The 18,607-nt window shown below is 69.6% G+C and carries 10 protein-coding genes; 3 read left to right on the forward strand and 7 right to left on the reverse strand.

What is annotated here, in order from left to right; genetic code table 11:
* Positions 1–107: 107 nt before the first annotated feature.
* The 5 genes from ACWD3E_RS41350 to ACWD3E_RS41370 all read right to left on the reverse strand — a co-directional run bounded on the left by ACWD3E_RS41350 (position 108) and on the right by ACWD3E_RS41370 (position 7,173).
* Positions 108–752, reverse strand: coding sequence for a hypothetical protein (locus ACWD3E_RS41350; protein WP_451392620.1), 645 nt, complete (start codon positions 750–752; stop codon positions 108–110).
* 447 nt (positions 753–1,199) lie between these two features.
* Positions 1,200–2,666: an amino acid adenylation domain-containing protein gene (locus ACWD3E_RS41355; protein WP_451392621.1), complete on the reverse strand. Its 1,467-nt coding sequence runs from the start codon at positions 2,664–2,666 to the stop codon at positions 1,200–1,202.
* Positions 2,663–2,893, reverse strand: a complete 231-nt coding sequence (locus ACWD3E_RS41360) for a phosphopantetheine-binding protein (RefSeq protein WP_451392622.1) — start codon at positions 2,891–2,893, stop codon at positions 2,663–2,665. The genes ACWD3E_RS41355 and ACWD3E_RS41360 overlap by 4 nt, the downstream gene beginning before the upstream one ends.
* Before the next feature lie 17 nt (positions 2,894–2,910).
* On the reverse strand, positions 2,911–4,065 hold the full coding sequence (locus tag ACWD3E_RS41365) for a cytochrome P450 (RefSeq protein ID WP_451392623.1): 1,155 nt from the start codon (positions 4,063–4,065) through the stop codon (positions 2,911–2,913).
* 12 nt (positions 4,066–4,077) lie between these two features.
* Positions 4,078–7,173, reverse strand: a complete 3,096-nt coding sequence (locus ACWD3E_RS41370) for an amino acid adenylation domain-containing protein (RefSeq protein WP_451392624.1) — start codon at positions 7,171–7,173, stop codon at positions 4,078–4,080.
* A gap of 312 nt (positions 7,174–7,485) precedes the next feature.
* On the opposite strand from ACWD3E_RS41370, the gene ACWD3E_RS41375 reads away from it, so the two are divergent.
* The 3 genes from ACWD3E_RS41375 to ACWD3E_RS41385 are packed head-to-tail and all read left to right on the forward strand — an operon-like array spanning position 7,486 to position 10,354.
* Positions 7,486–8,601 carry a zinc-binding dehydrogenase gene (locus ACWD3E_RS41375; protein WP_451392625.1) on the forward strand — a complete coding sequence of 372 codons (1,116 nt, stop codon included), beginning with the start codon at positions 7,486–7,488 and terminating at the stop codon, positions 8,599–8,601.
* A gap of 27 nt (positions 8,602–8,628) precedes the next feature.
* The gene (locus ACWD3E_RS41380; RefSeq protein ID WP_451392626.1) at positions 8,629–9,543 is read left to right on the forward strand and encodes an LLM class flavin-dependent oxidoreductase; all 915 of its coding nucleotides are present in this window, start codon (positions 8,629–8,631) and stop codon (positions 9,541–9,543) included.
* Positions 9,536–10,354 carry an alpha/beta fold hydrolase gene (locus tag ACWD3E_RS41385; RefSeq protein ID WP_451392627.1) on the forward strand — a complete coding sequence of 273 codons (819 nt, stop codon included), beginning with the start codon at positions 9,536–9,538 and terminating at the stop codon, positions 10,352–10,354. The genes ACWD3E_RS41380 and ACWD3E_RS41385 overlap by 8 nt, the downstream gene beginning before the upstream one ends.
* Here ACWD3E_RS41385 and ACWD3E_RS41390 read toward each other — a convergent pair.
* A complete protein-coding gene (locus ACWD3E_RS41390; RefSeq protein WP_451392630.1) occupies positions 10,344–13,976 on the reverse strand; it encodes an ABC transporter ATP-binding protein in 3,633 nt (1,210 codons plus the stop codon). The genes ACWD3E_RS41385 and ACWD3E_RS41390 overlap by 11 nt on opposite strands.
* 62 nt (positions 13,977–14,038) lie before the next feature.
* A partial coding sequence (locus tag ACWD3E_RS41395) for an amino acid adenylation domain-containing protein (RefSeq protein WP_451392628.1) occupies positions 14,039–18,607 on the reverse strand: 4,569 nt, incomplete at its 5' end.

Genomic DNA, 18,607 nt, shown 5'->3' on the forward strand with positions numbered 1-18,607 from the left:
TTGTGGTGGCCCGAGGGAAGCTCTGCTTCTGAGGCTCTGTCGGCGTGGTAGATCGCTGCGATCCTCGGTCGTCCCGATTGATCTTGGGTGCATAGGTGGTGGGCAGCTCACCGTCGCGCGCTGGACAGGCGCCGCTCCAGCAGGTCTTGGACAGGAGGGCTGCACCACTCGCGGCCTGGCACGAAGACCTGATCATCCAGCTCGGCGCCGAAATCCCACGATGGGGCTTCCGGCGCGTCCACGGCGAACTCCGTCGCCTGGGGCACAGGGTCAGTCCGGCCAGCGTCCGCCGGATCCTGCGCGCCGCCAGCCTCGGCCCAGCCCCGCGCCAGCATCCCGTGCGCGGCGAATGGGCCGCCTTCCTCAAGGCCCAGGCCCACGGCCTGCTCGCCACCGACCTCTTCCACATGGACACCATCAGCCTGCAGCGGCTGTACGCCCTGTTCGTCATGGAGGTACGCACCCGCACCGTGCACATCCTGGGCGTCACCGCCCACCCCACCGCCGCCTGGGCCACCCAGCAAGCCCGACAGCTGATATGGCAACTCGACCAGCATGCTGGCGACTTCACTCACCTGATCCGCGACCGGGACGCGAAATTCACCGCAGCTTTCGACGGCGTCTTCGCCAGCGAGGACATCACCGTGGCCAAGATCCCTCCGCGGAGCCCCAACTGCAACCCGCACGCCGAGCGGTTCGTTCGCTCGGTACAGCGCCGACAAACCGTCGCAGGCCTCATCAACCAGTACCACCGAGCAAGCCGATCACCCGACAAAGCCACAGCTCACGGGCTGTGCAGACATTCTGAAGCCGTACGATGTCCACGCAGACGTTGTCAACGATTGCTGTCCTTGCCGGAATCCTCATTTGCCCAGGTGGCAGCGGTCTGGCTGGCGAGCGAGTTGCGATGCTGGCCGTTCGCTGCACTCCCCGCATCTCCTGGCGATCGGCGCAGGATGATGATCTGCCGAGCTGCTTCAACTGGCCTGGATCGGTACTCTCAACGACCCGGCCAATTACCGAGCGCTGCTCCAGCGCCTTCATTATCCTGACCACAGAAGATCCTCCGTTTTCCGGTGGACCTACTGCGAGCCGGGCGGCTACGAGAGCCTTCACGTCTCGCCGTGCCGCCCGGCTAACTTCGCCGTCGTTGGCTAATCCGGTCGTCGCGTGCCACAAAGAGCAAGGTGAATCGATGATCAGGGCTTTCGCAGGAGAGATTTCCGATCAATCTTCCCATGCGTCGTCATGGGAATTCTCTCCACAAAAACATAGTTCTGCGGCACCATTTCTGAGGGAAGGTGCCGGCGGACGAACTCCCTGAGCGTCGAGGCCGAGCGGCAGTCAACGCCGTCGGCAGTGCCGACCACGTAGGCTGTGAGCAGGGACTCGTCCTGATTCCAGTCGACCACGACGTCGTTCACCCCGGGACACCGGCCGAGTACTCCCTCGATCTCCCCCAGCTCCACCCGCACGCCACGTACCTTGATCTGCCGGTCGATCCGCCCGAGGAACTCCAACTCACCCTCGCCGTTGCGGCGAACGAGATCACCTGTGCGATACCACTTCTGCGCGGAGCCGGTCACGCGCACGAAACTTCTCTCGGTCGCCGCCTGGTTCCCCCAATACTCGAGGGCCAAGCATCCGCCGCCGATGAGGAGTTCTCCGGCGGTGTCGCTCACGGCCTCTCGCTCGCCATCGAACACCATCGTCCGGGCCGAGCTGATCGCCCGGCCGATCGGGATGGGGCCGGTGCTCGTGGGTGCCACGTCATGGCTGGTGGCAACCACCGTCGCCTCCGTAGGGCCGTAGTGATTCACGAAGCGGCGTAGGGGGTGCCCGTCCCACAGGCGCAGCCGGTCCCCTCCGGTGAGCAAGCAGCGCAGCTGGCCGAAGTGGGTGCCGTGCCGCAAATAGGCCTCGGCCAACGGAGTGGGCAGAAACGACAGGTCGATAGCCTGCACCCGGTACCAGTCGCCGAGTTCCCAAGGTGCCAGCTTCAGTTCCTCGGGCGCAAAGTGGACGGACGCCCCGCGACAGAGGTACGGCCAGATCTCCCACATGAAGGCGTCAAAAGACATGGCGGCGACCGACGAAGCCCTGTCTGCGGGCCTCACGCCGTAGGTGTCACCGTGCCATCGCGCCAGCAGCGCGAAGGAGTCGTGTCCGACAAGCACGCCCTTCGGGACTCCTGTCGATCCCGAGGTGTATATGAGATACGCGCCGCTTCCGGGCATACCGTGCGCGTCCGGTTCCGCGGGGGTGCACTCCGCCAGGTCGATCACCCTGGGCACGCCGGGCAGGTCGGGATTGCCGGAGGAGTCCCCGACGACGGCTTGCGGAGCGACATCAGCCATAACCGCCTCCAGCCGGCCACGCGGCATGCCGGGGGGCAGCGTGAGGCAAATTCCTCCCATGAGCCAGATGCCGAGTTGGGCGGCCGGCACAGCGGTGCCGCGATCCACGGTGATCGCGACCACTGCGCCCGGCTGGACCCCGCTCCGGGTCAGGGCAAGGGCGATGCCGGCGGCCTGCCGCACCAGCGCGCGGTAAGTAACCAGTTTCCCCTCGCACTCCAAGGCCGGCGCATCCGGCTGCCGACGCGCCTGGTCCAGGACCATCTCGGGAACGGAACTGACGCCGTGCTGACTCGTCAAGGCGCTCACTCGCCCTCAATCGCCACACAGGCCGCCGCCACCGCTTCCGCGCGGGCATCCGTCAGGAACTGCCGCGCCGGAACACTCATCCCGTACTGCGCGCGAAGGAGCGAGATGACCTCCATGACAAGCAGGGAATGACCACCTATCTCAAAGAAGTCTGATTCCGCGCGGACCTCGGGCGTACCGACGACCTTCCCGTAGATCTCGATCACCGCGTCGAGTGAGTTGTTCATTTCATTTCTCCTTCAGCTCAGACGGTCTGGACGAGGGCGGATTCAAGTCTGCGGTAACCGGTACCGACTGCCCATCGAACGGTTTCCGGTGAGAGTCGAGCCGCAGGAAAGGCGGCCGTCCACTCGGAAATTGCCGCCTTTGCGCCGCTACGCGCTATCGGAGCGCCGAGGCAGTAGTGGATGCCGAGCCCGAAGGCCACATGATTCTGGTTCCGCGCGAAGTCGAGCACGTCGGCGTCCGCGGAGTTCTGCCAGTCCCTGTTGGCCGCGGCCAGCAGCACCAGCATGCGGTCACCCGCTCGGATGGTGTGCCCCTCCACGGTCATGTCGGACAGGGCGACGCGGGGGACCTGCGGTACGGGCGTGTCGAAACGCAGCAATTCCTCGACGACTGCCTCGGGTCCGGCCCCTCCCGCGGCCACTTCCTTGTAGCGGCCGGGTTCGCGCAGCAGGTGCAGCAGCCCGGTTGCAATGAGCCCCGCCGTGGTCTCCTGGCCGGCGAAGGAGAGGAGGTGCGCGGTGTGCAGGTAGGTGTCCTCGGGCGCTGCCGGGTCGTTGCCGAGGAGGGGGAACAGAGCGCTGTCCGGCGAGAGAGCCGGGGCGAGCGCACGGTAGAGGTCGTCGAGCCGGCCGACGGCGGCAGCCGCCTGGGCGGCGAACTCCCTCTTGTGCGGCAGGGCCAGGAAGCCGGCGATCTTACCCATGTGTTCGGCCGCCGCGGCTATGACCTCGACCGGCACATCGAGGACTCGGGCGAGAATGCCGCTGGCGACCGGGGTGGAGAAGTCTTTCGCGACATCCACGCTGTCGCGCATGCGAATCACTTCCAATTGCATTTCGACGACGTCCTGGAACTCCTCGGAAAGGCTCTCCACGCGGTTGCGGGCAAAGAAGGACTGCATGGCTCGGCGGAGCCGTGTGTGACCGGGGGGATCCATGAGCATGAACCAGCCGAGCAGCATCCGCTCCAATTCTGGGAATTCATTGGAAGTCGACGCGCCGGCGTTCAATCGAAGCCAGTCCGAGGACACCGTCGGAGAACGCAGCACGGTGTTTACTGCGCTCCTTCCGGCAACCACCCAGACTTCCAGCATCTCGTCCCAGAACACGCTGGAACGTTCTTGGAAATTCTTGTAGACAGGATAAGGATCTGCCCAGAACGAAAGCCCCACGGCCGCTGCTCCCTAATAAGCTGATTGACGTCGCACGGTGGCCTCGGCATCGGCGACCACCTCGGCGAGGAGCTTCTGGTAGGCCGTCCGCACAGCCCGGGCGGTCTGCGCGGAAACGCATTCCGGCTTGTGGTCGAACGTAACCTTCAGAGTGCCGTCAGGCTGCGGCCAGGCCTCCACGACCAGCTCGTGCATGGAACGCGGAGGTTCGGCGTCGATGCCGGTGACACGGCAGTCCGCGAGGTCGAGCGTCTCCTGATCGACGTCCTGAAGCGCGAACATCGTCTGGAACAGCGGGTTGCGGTCCGAGCGTGCGGGCCGGACGGTTCGGACCACCTCGGTGAGCGGCACGTCCTGGGCGGCGAACGCCTGCATCACAATGTCGTGGGTGCTGCGCAGGACCGACGGAAAGTCGTGGCCAAGGCCGCGAAACGGAATGCACAGTGTGTTGATCAGGCAGCCCACGAAGGTTTCGGCCGAGGGGATGTCGCGCTTGGCGACCGGTACGCCGATGCCGAACTCGTCCTGTCCGAAGGTCCGGTGGAGTGCTGTGGCGTAGGCGGCCAGGAGCACGGTGAACAAGGTCGTGCCGGTTTCGACCGCTGCTTTTTCGAGCGTCGCGGCATCCGCTGCCGACAGCGAGAAGGACGCCTCGGCGCGTCCGAGGGTGGAGCCCGATGACTTCGGCGGGCGGCCGAAGTTGAGTGACGGAAGATCGGTGAGTGCTCCCGACCAGAACGCGAGCTGCCGTGCCAGCCGGTCCGGAGGAAGTTGCAGCGCGCGTTCCCTGACGACGTCTGCGAGGAGGGCCGGTGCTCGGCCGAAGTCCGGCTTCTCCCCCGCGCGACGAGCCGTATACGCAAGGCTCAGCTCGTCGAGAAGGATCCGCTGTGACCAGGCGTCGAAGGCGATGTGATGGACACAGATCGCGAAGAAGTGCGTGGCCGCGCAGGCGATGACGGCGCACCTCCACACCTCCCCGCTCTCAATGCTCAGCGGAGTGAGCGCATACTCCCTCAGGCGACAGACGGCCTCCGACTCGCCGGCTGTCGCAGGCAGGACGTGCAAGGACGCGGGTGCCTCCGCTGCGCATACGACTGCGCGAGGTCGGGGGACGGCCTGGTACGTGGCCCGCAAGGCGTCATGGCGCTGTCCCACGTCGTGCACGGCCTCGGCTAGAGCATCGAGGTCCAATGGACCGTCGATGCGCCAAATGGAAGGACAGAGCGGGGCCAGATCTTCGGGGTGGAATTCGTGGGCCATCGCGAAACCCGCCTGCATGCCGACGAGGTCCACCGCCTGGTGAGACAAGGTGTTCCGGGCGTCGGCCGCCTCGGGCGGGGACGCGTCCGATCGCGAACTGCGCAGTGCGTCCAGGAGGCCGCTCAGCGTTGGGTGGGCCATGATCAGCGAAATGGGGACCGGCGTCCCCAGTCGCACCCCCAGTTTGGTGCATAGTCGGCCGGCGTCCAGGGACGTGCCTCCGAGCGCGAAGAACGATGCCTCGGGTCTCACGCTCTCACGATGGAGCACCTCCGCGAACGCGGACCTGACCACGGCTTCCAGACGATCACAAGCCTTCTCGTCGTCCGCTGCGGCAGACGCGTGCACGGGGGGCAGCGAGGCGGCCAGTTGCCGGTGGTCGACCTTGCCGTTCGCGGAAAGCGGGAAGTCGTCGACGTGTTCGAAGCGGTCCGGAACGAGATATCCCGCGGCGCGGGCGATCATGCCGCGTCGGAGTTCCTCGGGCCGCGGGCCGGCCGAGTGCTCCGTGGTGTAGAAGAGAGCGATGCCGTGGCACGTACCGTTACCGTCCACGCGAGGGATGGCGGCACAGTCCGTAACGCCCGGCGTCCGCCGGACCAGCGTCTCGATCTCCGCCAGCTCGACGCGGTGTCCGCGGAGCTTCACCTGACGGCCGATGCGCCCATGGAAGTGGAGGATTCCGTCTGCGTCGGCGGAGACCAGGTCGCCCGTTCTGTACATGCGGCGCGCGCGCCCCGGACCCTCGGCTCTGACGAACCTCTCCTCGGTGAGCCCGGGCTGCCCGAGATAGGAGAGTGCCAGGCCGTCGCCGCCGATGAACAGCTCGCCGGGCTGCCCCGTGGCGCACGTCTTGTCGTCCTGGAGTACCTGGATCTGCCGACCGGCCACGGCTCGCCCGATGGGGATGCCGTTCTCACGTGAGCAGTCCTCGACCGTGATCTCGTGCACCGTCGCGAAGACCGTGCTCTCGACGGGCCCGTACCCATTGACCAACGTGATGGTGGGATGGGCTTCCAGAAACCTGCGCACATGCCTCGGGGAGAGCCGTTCACCGCCGATGAAGAGGCGGTCCAGACCGGTGAAGCAGCCCAGATCCTCCTCGACGAACATGTTGAAGAGCGATGCGGTGAGCCACAGGACGTTCACCCGGTGGTCCGCGGTCAGCGCCCGGAGCGAGGGGGGAAGCAGGTAGGGACCGTCGATCAGAACCGACGTCCCGCCGGACAGCAGCATGCCCCACAACTCGAGGCTGAAGGCGTCCCAGGGCAGTGCCGCGGCCAGCGGCATGACCGTGCCCGGGGCGAAGCCGTGGAACACCGGATCAGCGAAGAGGCTGACGGTGGCCCGGTGCGGTGACACCACCGCCTTGGGCACACCCGTGCTGCCGGAGGTGAAGAAGACGGTGGCCGGGGAATCGCCGGAGACGGCGGGCACGGCAGGAGGAGTGAGCCGCCGCTCAGCCCGCTCGACGGGCGGAGGGACGAAGGTGGGAACGTCCCACGACGACGCCTCGGACGTCACGACGACCGGGGCGCCGAGCAGCCGCACCAGCTCCTCCTGCCGGGCACGAGGCCACTCCGGAGCGATGAGCGAGTACGCGGCGCCCGTCTTGAGAAGGGCGAGGATCGCCGTGACCAGTTCCGCCGAACGCGGCATGATGACGGGAACCGTGTCACCCGCTGCCACGACTCCGCGCCGCGTCAGCTCCTGGGCCCAGGCGTTCGAGACCTCGTCCAGTGCGCGGTAGGAGTACCGCTTTTCCCCCTCGATCAGTGCGGTGCGGTACCCGTGCTCCCGTGCCCGCACAGCGAAGGTCTCGCACAGGGTGTCGCCCCGGCCCATGAGACCTCCCGGTCCGGGAGTCCTCGTTTCGTTCGTCATCTGCCGGTCGCACCCGACGAACCGTGCCTCGCCGTTCCAGCCATGCCGCTGACTCCTAGTGCAGTCCGACCGTCATCACGCCAGCTCAGAAGGTAGGGAGCACAGCTTTCGTCTCGTTATCGCGCACGCTTCGCCCCCCGGCGCCCCGGCGCCCCGGCGCCCCGGCGCCCCGGAAAGTGCGCCCTGTTGGACGACTGATACGGCGTCGATAAAGCGTGCCCCTAGGGTCCCCCCGCAGCCCTTCTTCGATCCGGTCCTGAGTAGTGGATGGAAATGTCTGACGTTCTCCCCAAGACCTCTCGGTCCGTAGTCCTGCGTGCATTCGACAAGCCCCTCGCCCTGGAGGAGCTGGACGTCACCGCTGTCGGACCCGGCGAAGTTCGGGTCAAGGTGGAGTACGGCGGAGTCTGCGGCACCGACGCACACCTGTGGAGCGGACGACTGAACATCCCCACGCCCGTGGTCCTCGGGCACGAGGGACTCGGAACGGTGGAGCAGATCGGCTCCGGCGGGTTGCGTGACGCCAACGGCGATGCCCTGGAGGTCGGCGACACCGTCATGTGGGCGTCCTCGATCTCGTGCGGTGCCTGCGTCCCCTGCCGCATGCACGAAGAACCGACCCTGTGCGAACGCCGCACCACCTACGGCGTCAACATCCCCGTGTCGGACGCCCCCGGACCGTCCGGCTCGTGGTCCGAACGCATGGTCCTGCGCGCCGGCACCAGTGTGGTCAAGCTCCCCTCAGGCGTGGACCCGTTGTCGGCGATGTCGCTGGCTTGCGCCGGCCCCACCATGGTCCACGCCCTGTACGGCCGACGTGCCGTCAGGCTCGGCGAGACGGTCGTGGTCCAGGGCAGCGGACCGGTGGGGCTCGCCGCCGCAGCCATGGCACAGCTGGCCGGCGCCGCCCGGGTGATCATGGTGGGCGGCCCCGAGGCCCGCCTCGCGGTCGCCGAGCGACTCGGCATCGGTGACCTCCACCTCGACATCATCAACGGCCAGGACACTACGGCCGTCCTTGATGAGGTGCGCGCCGTGACCGGTGGATACGGCGCCGACCTCGTCATCGAGTGCGCGGGCGCTCCGAACGCCATCCCCCAGGGCATCGCCATGGCGCGGCGTGGCGGCTCCTACCTCGTCGTGGGGCAGTACACCGACCGTGGCGAGATCGACATCAACCCGCACCAGCTCGTCCATCGCCAGCTCTCCCTCTTCGGCTCCTGGGGATTCACCGGTGCGCACCTGGTCGCCTATGTGAATCTGCTGCCGGCTCTCAGCGAACGGTTCGATCTCAAGAGCCTGGTGACCGAGTTCCAGATGTCGGAGTGTGAAGAGGCTCTTCGGCACGTCGGCGCGGGCTCCGTCCTCAAGGCTGTGCTGCGTCCGTAGCCGAGAACCACGTCCGAGGGGGACCCTGTGCGGCTGAGCACCGTCATCCTGCCCACCCAGCGCTGGAGCGAGGGCGGCAGCCGCAGATGGCGGCATGCCGAGGAACTCGGATTCCACGCTGCCTACACCTACGACCACCTGTCGTGGCGAAGTCTGCGCGACCGGGCCTGGTTCGGCGCCGTGCCCACGCTGGCCGCTGCCGCGGCGGTCACCCGGTCCATCCGGCTGGGCACACTCGTCGCCTCGCCCAACTTCCGTCACCCGGTGCCGTTCGCCAAGGAACTCATGTCCCTCGACGACCTCTCGGACGGGCGCATCACTTTGGGAGTGGGCGCCGGAGCGGACGGGTTCGACGCCACGGTCATGGGGCGGGCGACGTGGTCGCCGCGTGAACGGACCGCCCGCTTCGAGGAGTTCCTCGAGCTCCTCGACCGGCTCCTGAGGGTTCCCGCCGTCTCGCACGACGGCGCGTTCTATCGCGCCCACGAGGCGTACAACCTGCCCGGGTGCCGCCAGAGTCCACGGCTGCCGTTCGCGGTGGCCGCCACCGGCCCACGGGGCATGAAGCTCGCGGCCCGGTACGGGCAGGCGTGGGTGACCCTGGGCGACCCGCGGCTGCCCGACGGCAACGAGCAGCAGTTCCACGCCACGATCGCCGGACAGGTCGAGAACCTGGAGAAGGCCCTCGCCGAGCAGGGGCGAACAACGCAGGACATCGAGCGGATCCTGCTGACAGGCTTCACCAGCGGCCGTCCGCTGCAGTCCGTCGATGCCTTCGTCGACTTCGCCGGACGCTACGCCGAGCTGGGCTTCACCGAGATCGTCGTCCACTGGCCCGTCGAGGATTCCGTGTTCGAGGCCGACGAGAAGGTCTTCGAACGCATCGCGTCGGACGCACGGACCCAACTTGCCGGCCGAGACATCGGGAGTGATCATGCCTGAGCCGCGCGGTGGGGAACTCGACCTCGTCTACACCCGCAAGGGCACGGGCGACCCCGTCCTGCTGATCACGGGGAGCGGTGGACGAGGCCGGGTCTGGGACGCCCATCAGGTGCCGGCTCTGGTGCGGGCCGGCTACCAGACAGTGACCTTCGACCACCGGGGTAGCGCGCCAGGGCCCACCGAGCCCTTCGGCCTGGACGACATGGTCGAGGACGCCGCCCGTCTCATCGAGGCCCTCGGTCTGGCCCCCTGCCGGGTGGTGGGCGTGTCGCTGGGCGCCATCGTCGCGCAGGAACTCGCCCTGCGTCGTCCCGGTCTGCTGCGCCAGGCCGTCTTCATGGCCACCCGCGGCCGGACCGACGCCATGCGCCGGGCCATGGTGACGGCCGAGATCGAGCAGAGCCGCGGCGGGCCCACCGTCTCGCCCACCCACCGCGGGCTGCTGCGGGCGATGCAGAACCTGTCCCAGTTCACCCTCAGGGACGATTCCCGGGCGGAGGACTGGATGGCCCTGATGGAAGGGCCGCACGACACGAGCGACGGCTACCGGTACCAGCTGGAGAGCACGCTGATCCCGAACCGCCTGAAGGACTACGCGGGCATCCAGGTGCCCTGCGCGGTGATTTCCTTCAGCGACGACATCGTCACTCCCCCTCACCTGGGCCGGGAGGTGGTCCAGGTCATCGAAGACTGCCACTACGTCGAGATCCCGCATTGCGGGCACTACGGGTATCTGGAAGACCCGCGGTCGGTGAACGAGGCACTGACCGCGTTCTTCGCGAAGTCCGTTGCCGGCCGTGTCACCGGGTGACCGGAGAACCCTCCCTGTCGTGTCCTGATACGGCGGCTCTCCACAGTCCCGCGTAGGCGCCTTCCCGAGCGAGGAGTTCATCGTGGCTGCCGTCCTCCACGACGGCGCCGCCGTCCATCACGATGATGCGGTCCGCACGGGCGGCGGTGGACAGGCGGTGCGCCACAAGCAGTGAGGTGCGGCCGGCGGTCAGCCGAGCGACGGCACGGGACACGGCCGCCTCGGTCGCCGGATCGAGCGCGGAGGTGGCCTCATCGAGCAGGAGGACGTCCGGGTCGACGAGCCGGGCGCGCGCGAGAGCGACGAGCTGACGCTGCCCCGCGGAGAGGTTCCGGCCGCCCTCCTCGACCGGGTGCCGGTAGCCCTCGGGGAGCCGGGACAACAGTTCGTGGGCGCCGACGGCGCGGGCCGCGGCGATCACCTCGGCCTGCGTCGCGGCGGGACGGCCATAGGCGATGGCATCGTGCACCGTGCCGCCCGAGAGGTGCGTCTCCTGCGGGACGATGCCGAGCCGGCGCCGGTAGTCACCGAGTTCCAGGGTGCGCAGGTCGAGCCCGTCGACCCGGACGGCACCGGATGACACGTCGTAGAACCGCCCGACCAGTTTGACGAGCGTGGACTTGCCCGCGCCGGTCTTGCCGACCAGCGCGACCGTCTGCCCGGCCGGGATGCTCAGCTGTACGTCGTGGACCGCGTCCCGGGTGGTGCCCGGGTAGCGGTAGCGGACGTCCATGAGGTCGATGGCGCCGGCCACCTTTCGTACCGGCAGGGGGTGTTCGGCGCTCGGCGTGCCGCTCGGGGTGCGGAAGAGGTCCAGGATGCGGCGGAGCCCGACGGAGGCCTGCTGGTAGCCGTCGAAGACCTGCGAGAGCTGGAGCACCGAGGCGAAGAGTACGTCCACATAGAGCAAGAACACCACGAGCAGCCCGATGGTCGAAGCGCTGGAGCGGACCCGCTCCGCCCCGAAGGCCAGCACGCACCCGGCGCTGGCCGCCGGCAGCAGCTCCACGAGCCCGAAGTAGCCGGCGGCGTAGCGCTGGGCGCGCAGTCGGGCTGTGCGGTAGGCGGCACTCTTGCGGGCGAACCGGTCGGCGACGCGCTCCGTCTGCCGAAACGCCTGGGCGATGCGCAGGCCCGCGACGTGTTCCTGCAGTGCGGCGTTGAGGGCGCCGGAGCTGTCGCGGGCGGCGTTGTACGCCTTGGCTGACGTCACCCGGAAGACAACGGTGGCCACGGCCAGGACGGGCAGCGCCGCACACACCACCAGGCCCAGGCGCCAGTCCAGGGCGAGCAGCACGGTGAGGACTGTGACGGTTGAGACAAGGCTGACGAGCGCCGTGGCGAAACCGGTCTGGCTGAATGCGGCGACCGCGTCCACGTCGGCGGTCAGCCTGGTCATGATGCGCCCCGACAGCTCCCGCTCGTAGTAGGACAGGTCGAGACGCTGCAGGTGGGCGAAGCCGCGCAGCCGCAGCAAGTAGCGGATCCGCTCGCCGAGCAGGCCGTTCGTCTGGATCTGGGCCAGGCTGACCGCCCAGCCCGCCAGTACGACGGCGACGGCGGCGATCGATGTTCCGAGCAGCACGGGCGACGCGGACCGTTGGATGCCGTCGTCGATGCCGGTGCGGATGAGCAACGGCACGAACACGCTGCCCAGTGCGTCGAGAAGGACCAGGACGGCTCCCAGCACGAGGGCACCGCGGAAGGGGCGCAGCAGGCGGCGCAGGCCGAAGCCTGGTTCCGCGTCGGGAGCCGGCGCGGTAGCGGCCGGGGCCAGGTCGGCGAGTTCCTCGAAGGCGCCCGGGGCCGGGGCGGCGGGGTCGCCGGGGACGGCCGGGTCCGCTGGCGACACGGACGCATTCCGGTGCTCGGGCTGCCCGAGTATCGCTGCCCCGTCCTCGCCGTCCGGTTCCCGTTCCGGGCCGGCCAGCAGGGCCTGGTACGCCGGGCAGCGGGCGGCCAGTTCGTCGTGGGTGCCGCTGTCGACGACCCGGCCGCCGTCCAGGAAGGCGACCCTGTCGGCGAGTTGCAGGGTGGCTCGGCGGCGGGCGATGAGCAGGGTGGCCCGGCCGGTCATGACCTGCCGTAGCGTGGCGTGGATCTCCTTCTCGGTGCGGGGGTCGACGGCCGAGGTGGCGTCGTCGAGCAGCAGCACACGCGGGTCGGTGAGCAGCGCGCGAGCCAGTGTGATGCGCTGCCGCTGCCCGCCGGAGAGCGTGAAACCACGCTCGCCGACCCGGGTGTCGTAGCCGTCGGACAGTTCGCGGATGAACCCGTCGGCACCCGCCGCCGTGGCCGCCGCGGTCACTTCGCCCAGGGTGGCGTCCGGGCGACCGTAGGCGATGTTGTCGCGTACGGTGCCGGCGAAGAGGAAGCTGTGCTCCGGCACCAGGCCGATCGCGGAGCGCAGCGAGTCGGCGGTCAGGTCTCGGACGTCGTGGCCGCCCACGCGCACGGCGCCGCCCCGCACGTCGTAGAACCGCGGGAGCAACTGCGCCAGGGTCGACTTGCCGGATCCGGGCGCACCCACGAGCGCGAGTGTCTCGCCCGGCCGCACCGTCAGCGAGACCCCGTCAAGGGCCAAAGGCGCGTCGTCGGCCGTGCCGTAGCCGAAGGTCACGTGTTCCAGTTCAACGCCGACCGGGCCCGGCGGCAGGTGCGCCGCGCCGGGCCGGTCCGTCACCCGCGGCCTGGTGTCGATCATCTCGAAGACCCGCACGACGCTGGCGCGTGCCTGGTGGACGCCCGTGACGACGGTGGCCAGACCGCGCAGCGGGGAGACTATCTGCGCGACATACGTGGAGAACGCCACGAACGTGCCGAGGGAGATGGAGCCCTGCGAGGCCAGCCAGCCGCCGGTGGCGAGGATGCCCACCTGGCCGAGAAGCGGCAGTGCCTGGAGGGTCGAGCTGTACAGGGAGTTGAGGCGGACGACCCGGCTCCGCGCCGTGAACAGCTCGTGCGCCGCGGTGGCCAGGCCCCGCAGCTCCCGCTCCTCCTGCGCGAACCCCTTCACCACGCGGACCCCCGCGACCGCGCCGTCGACAACGGTGGCTACGGCGGCTTCGCGCTCCCGCGCCTCCAGGGTGGCGGGGTACAGGCGCCTGCTGCTGTGCCAGGCGGTCAGCAGCAACAGGGGCAGCACGAGCAGCATCACCAGGGTGAGCAGTGGTGAGAGGGCCACCATGACCGCGAGGGACAGAATCAGCAGCAGGACACTGGCGAGGACGTTGGGCAGCAGGGCGAGCAGGCCCTGAGCCATGGACAGATCGTAGATCGACCGGCTGACCACCTGCCCGGTCGGCAGGGCGTCCTGGCCCGCCCCGTCGAGCCGGGACAGCGCGCGGAACGCGGCTGTCCGCAGATCGTGCTGGACGTCGCAGGACAGGCGCGCCGCGAGACAGCGTTGCGCGGCGCCGGCGCCGAAGCGGACGAGTCCGGCGCCGGCGAGCGCCAGCAGGCAGGGCAGCAGCGGTAGATCGCCCGCAACGATGACCCGGTCCACGATGGCCCGGCTGATCAGCGGCATCGCGGCCGCGGCCGCGATCGCCGCCACGGCCGCGGCCAGAGTGAGAGCGATGGTGCGGGGGTAGCGGCGGCAGCAGCCGAGGAGGCGCCGCATCGGTGAGCCGGACGGGTCGGGCCCGCCGGTACGGCGGCGTCCGCGCCGCCTGACGGGAGGCGTCACCGCACGCCCCCATTCCCGGCGAGCTTCGCGGCGACCACCTCGGAGATCTCCTTGAGGGGACCTCCGGTGGTCATGTCGGCGTGGGCACAATCGACCGGGTGGTCGGTGATGTGTCCCTCCACATAGGGGGCCCAGAGGGTGTGGGCGCCCTGCCGGTCCGGCCGACCCGCGGTGGCGGTGAAGAACTCCACATCGCCGCGGAACACCTCGGGTCGGTGACCGGCCGAGATCCGCATGCCGTTGGCACAGACGGCCACGACCCGGGCGAGCGTCTTCTCGTCGAGCCCGGTGAGGGCTCCGCCCTGGTGCCGCAGCAGTTCCGCGGCCTTGACGAGCGGAGGGACGGCCGCGTCGCGCAGTTCGTCATGGATGCCCATGTCGCGCAGCAGCCCCTGGAGGATATCGATCTCGTCCGGAATGTCCATGTCGGCCATGTCGGTGCCGTTGGGTGGGTAGCCGTCGAGGAGCGCCAGGAACGCGACACTCTCCCCCTGCTCCTGGAGCGTGGTCGCGACGGCGTGCGCGGCGACGGCTCCGAACGACCAGCCGAGAAGGTGGTACGGGCCGGTCGGCTGGACCGCGCGGATCTGGGCCGCGTAGTCGGCGGCCATCTCCGCCAGAGTGCCAGGCAGTGCCCGTTCCTCGGCGATGCCGCGTGCCTGTAGCCCGTACACCGGCTGGTCGGGGTGGAGGTGCTGGAGCATGCCGACGTAGGCCCAGCTCAGGCCGCTGGCGGGGTGGACGCAGAAGAGCGGAGGCCGGTCGCCGTCCGGTCGGAGCGGCATGAGCTGGGCCATGCCGTCGCCCGGGTCCTCGCCGTCGAACCGCTGGAGCAGTCGCGCCACCGTGGGGGCCTCGAACAGCGCCCGCAGGGAGACCCGCACCCCGAAGACCTTCTTGATCCTGCTGATCAGGCGCGTCGCGAGCAGCGAGTGGCCGCCGAGAGCGAAGAAGCTGTCGTCAATGCCGACCCCCGTGACGCCGAGCACTTCCGCGAACAGACCGCAGAGGGCCTCCTCCTGCGGGTTGCGCGGCGCGCGCCCGGCGCTGCGGGCGGTCGCGTCGGGCCGTGGCAGGGCCCGCCGGTCGAGCTTGCCGTTCGGGGTGAGGGGGAAGGTCTCCAGGGCCACGAAGACCGTGGGCACCATGAAGTCGGGCAGCAGTTCCGCCAGGCGGCCACGCAGCTCGTCGAGGTCGAGCGGTGCGCCGTCGGCGGGCAGCACATAGGCGACGAGTCGCTGGTCGCCGGGCCGGTCCTCGCGGAGCACGACGGCGGCCTGGAAGATCTGCCACTGCGCGGTCAGCGCCGCCTCGATCTCGCCCAGTTCGACGCGGAACCCGCGCAGCTTGACCTGCTCGTCGATGCGGCCCAAGAACTCCAGCTCGCCGCTGCGCCGCCGCCGCATGAGGTCACCGGTGCGGTACATCCGCGCGCCGGGAGGCCCGTAGGGGTCGGCGACGAAGCGGTCGGCGGTCAGGCCCGGGCGGCCCGCGTAGCCTCGGGCCAGCTGGCCGCCGGCGAGGTACAGCTCGCCGGGAACGCCCGCGGGCACGGGCCGCAGGCCGTCGTCGAGGACGTACGCCCGTACCCCGGGCACCGGACGGCCGACCGGCAGACAAGCGTCGCGTCCTGTGCGGTCACGTCCGGCCTCGTGGTGGGTGACCTGGACGGTGGACTCGGTGGGTCCGTACAGGTTGACGCACGGCACGCCCCAGGCGTCCTGGGCGAGTTCGGCCAGGGCGGCGGGCAGCGGTTCACCGCCGACGAAGAGCCGCCGCAAGGACGCCTCCGTGGTGCCCGCCGCCACCGCCGCCGCGCATAGCTCGGACAGCAGCGACGGCACGACCTGGGCGACCGTGACGCCGTTCCCGGTGATCTGGTCGACCAGTTGGTGCGGGTCGGCGGCCACGTCGGCGCTCACCAGGTGTATGGCAGCGCCGGTGAGCAGCGGCAGCCAGATCTCCCAGACGGCGGCGTCGAAGCTGAACGAGGTGCGGGCCAGCACCTTGTCCGTTGTGCCAAGGGGGTAGGTCCGGGCCATCCACCGCAGGTGGCCGGTGACCGCCTCGTGGGCGACGACAACTCCCTTCGGCCGGCCCGTGGAGCCCGAGGTGTAGATCAGGTACGCGGGGTGGCCGGGCAGGAGCGGGTGGTGCCGTGCCGTGTCCGGCACATCCGCGACGGCCTCCCGCGCGACGGCCTCCGCTATGTCCTCGAGCACGATCACTGTGCCCTGTGGCAGGGAGGCCCGCTGTGCCGCGCTCGTGAGCACCACTGTGGGCCGGGCGTCCTCGAGCATGTGGGCGATCCGCTCGGCCGGGTACCGCGGGTCCACCGGCACATAGGCGGCGCCGGTCTTCAGGACCGCGAGCATCGCCACCACCGCGTCCGTGGAGCGCGGCAGCACCAGGGCCACCGTGGTCTCGGGAGCCGCGCCGTGTCCGATCAGATACCGGGCGAGGTGGTTGGCCCGCGCGTTCAGCTCGGCGTAGGTAAGTTCCACTCCGTCGAAGACGACGGCCGTCGCCTCCGGGACGCGGGCCGCCTGCTCCTCGAAGAGGTCCGGCAGAGTCCGCGCATCGACGCCGGCGTCCGGACCTTGCGTGCCGCGGACCAGTTCCTCGTGCTCGTGCGCGGACAGGATGTCCAGGCCACTGACGGGCCGGTCGGCGTCGGCCACGGCGGCGGTGAGCAGTCGCCCGAACCGCTCGGAGATCTGTTCGACCGTCACCCGGTCGAACAGGTCGACCGCGAACTCGAAGGTTCCGGCGAGCCCCGCGGGGGTGTCGTCCGGACCGTACGTCTCGCGGACGCTCAGGGACAGGTCGAACTTCGCCGTGGTGGCGGGTGTCGCTTCCGCCGCGACCGCCAGGCCGTCGAGCCGCACCTCGGCCTGTTCCGTGTTCTGGAAGGTCAGCATGACCTGGAACAGCGGGTGCTGGGACATGGAGCGGGCCGGGTTCAGCACCTCGACAAGATGCTCGAACGGCACGTCCTGGTGCGCGTACGCGGCCAGGTCCGTCTCCCTCACCCGTCCGACGAGTTCGCGGAAGGTCGGGTCACCTGACAGGTCGGTGCGCAGCACCAGGGTGTTCACGAAGAAGCCGACGAGGTCGTCCAGTGCCTCGTCCGTGCGGCCGGCCACCGGTGAACCGATCGGAATGTCCGTCCCCGCACCCAGCCGGGACAGCAGCGAGGCAAAGGCCGCCTGCACCACCATGAACATGCTCGCGCCCGACTCCCGGGCCAGCTCCGCCAGGCCCGCGTGAGTGTCCGAGTCGAGGGTGAAGGCTACATGGCCGCCCCGGTACGACGCCGTCGCGGAGCGAACCCGGTCGACGGGCAGCTGGAGCTGTTCGGGCAGCTCGGCGAGGTGGTTCTGCCAGTACGCGACCTGGCGGCTGAGCAGGCTGTCCGGGTCGGTCTCGTCACCGAGCAGGTCCCGCTGCCACAGTGCGTAGTCCGCGTACTGCACCGGCAGCGGCTCCCAGGCGGGGGCGTGTCCCTCGGTGCGGGCCGCGTACGCCCTGGCCACGTCCCGCGCCAACGGTGCCATGGACCAGCCATCGCCCGCGATGTGGTGGAGCACCACGACCAGGACGTGTGTGGTGCCGTCCACTGCGAACAGGCAGGCGCGCAGCGGTGGTTCGGATGCCAGGTCGAAGCCGCGCTGTGTCTCGTCGGCCAGGGCATGGGGCAGCTCTGCCTCGGTCAGCGGCACGGCGAGCAGGGTCGGGCACGCGTCGTCCACGTCCAGGACGTGCTGGAAGGGCGTGCCGTCGGCGCCCTCGGGGAACACGGTGCGCAGCGACTCGTGCCGGGCGACCACGTCGCGAATCGCCGCGCGCAGCGCCGCCTGGTCCACGGCTCCGGTGACGCGGAGAGCGATGGGCAGGTTGTACGCCGAAACCGTACCGCCTTCGAAGCGGTTGAGGAACCACAGGCGACGCTGTGCGAAAGACAGCGGCACCTCGGCGGGGCGGTCCATCGGGGTCAGTGCCGTCCTCGCGGCTCCGGCGTCCGCGACCCGCTCGGCGAGCTGGGCCACGGTCGGCCCCTCGAACAGGACGCGCAGGGGCAGCTCCACGCCGAGCAGTGCACGCACCCTGCTGACCACCCGGGTGGCGAGCAGGGAGTGGCCGCCGAGGTCGAAGAAGCTGTCGTCGATGCCGACCCGCTCCAGGCCCAGCACTTCGGTGAAGACCGCGCACAGGAACTCTTCCCGCCCGTTGCGCGGGCCGCGTCCCGAGGAGGTGTACTCCGGTGCCGGCAGGGCGCGCCGGTCCAGTTTGCGGTTCGCGGTCAGGGGCAGCTCCGCCAGGGTCACGATCGCGGCGGGGACCATGAACCCGGGCAGCCGTCCGCTCACGTACCGGCGCAGCTCGCTCTCGTCGAGCGATGCCGCCGCCCGCGGTACGGCGTAGGCGACCAGGCGCTTGTCCCCCGGCCGGTCCTCCCGAGCGACCACCGCCACCTGCGACACCAGCGGATGCCCCGCAACCACCGCCTCGATCTCACCCAGCTCCACCCGGAAACCACGGATCTTCACCTGGAAGTCCGCCCG

The sequence above is a fragment of the Streptomyces sp. NPDC002676 genome (genome assembly GCF_053592455.1).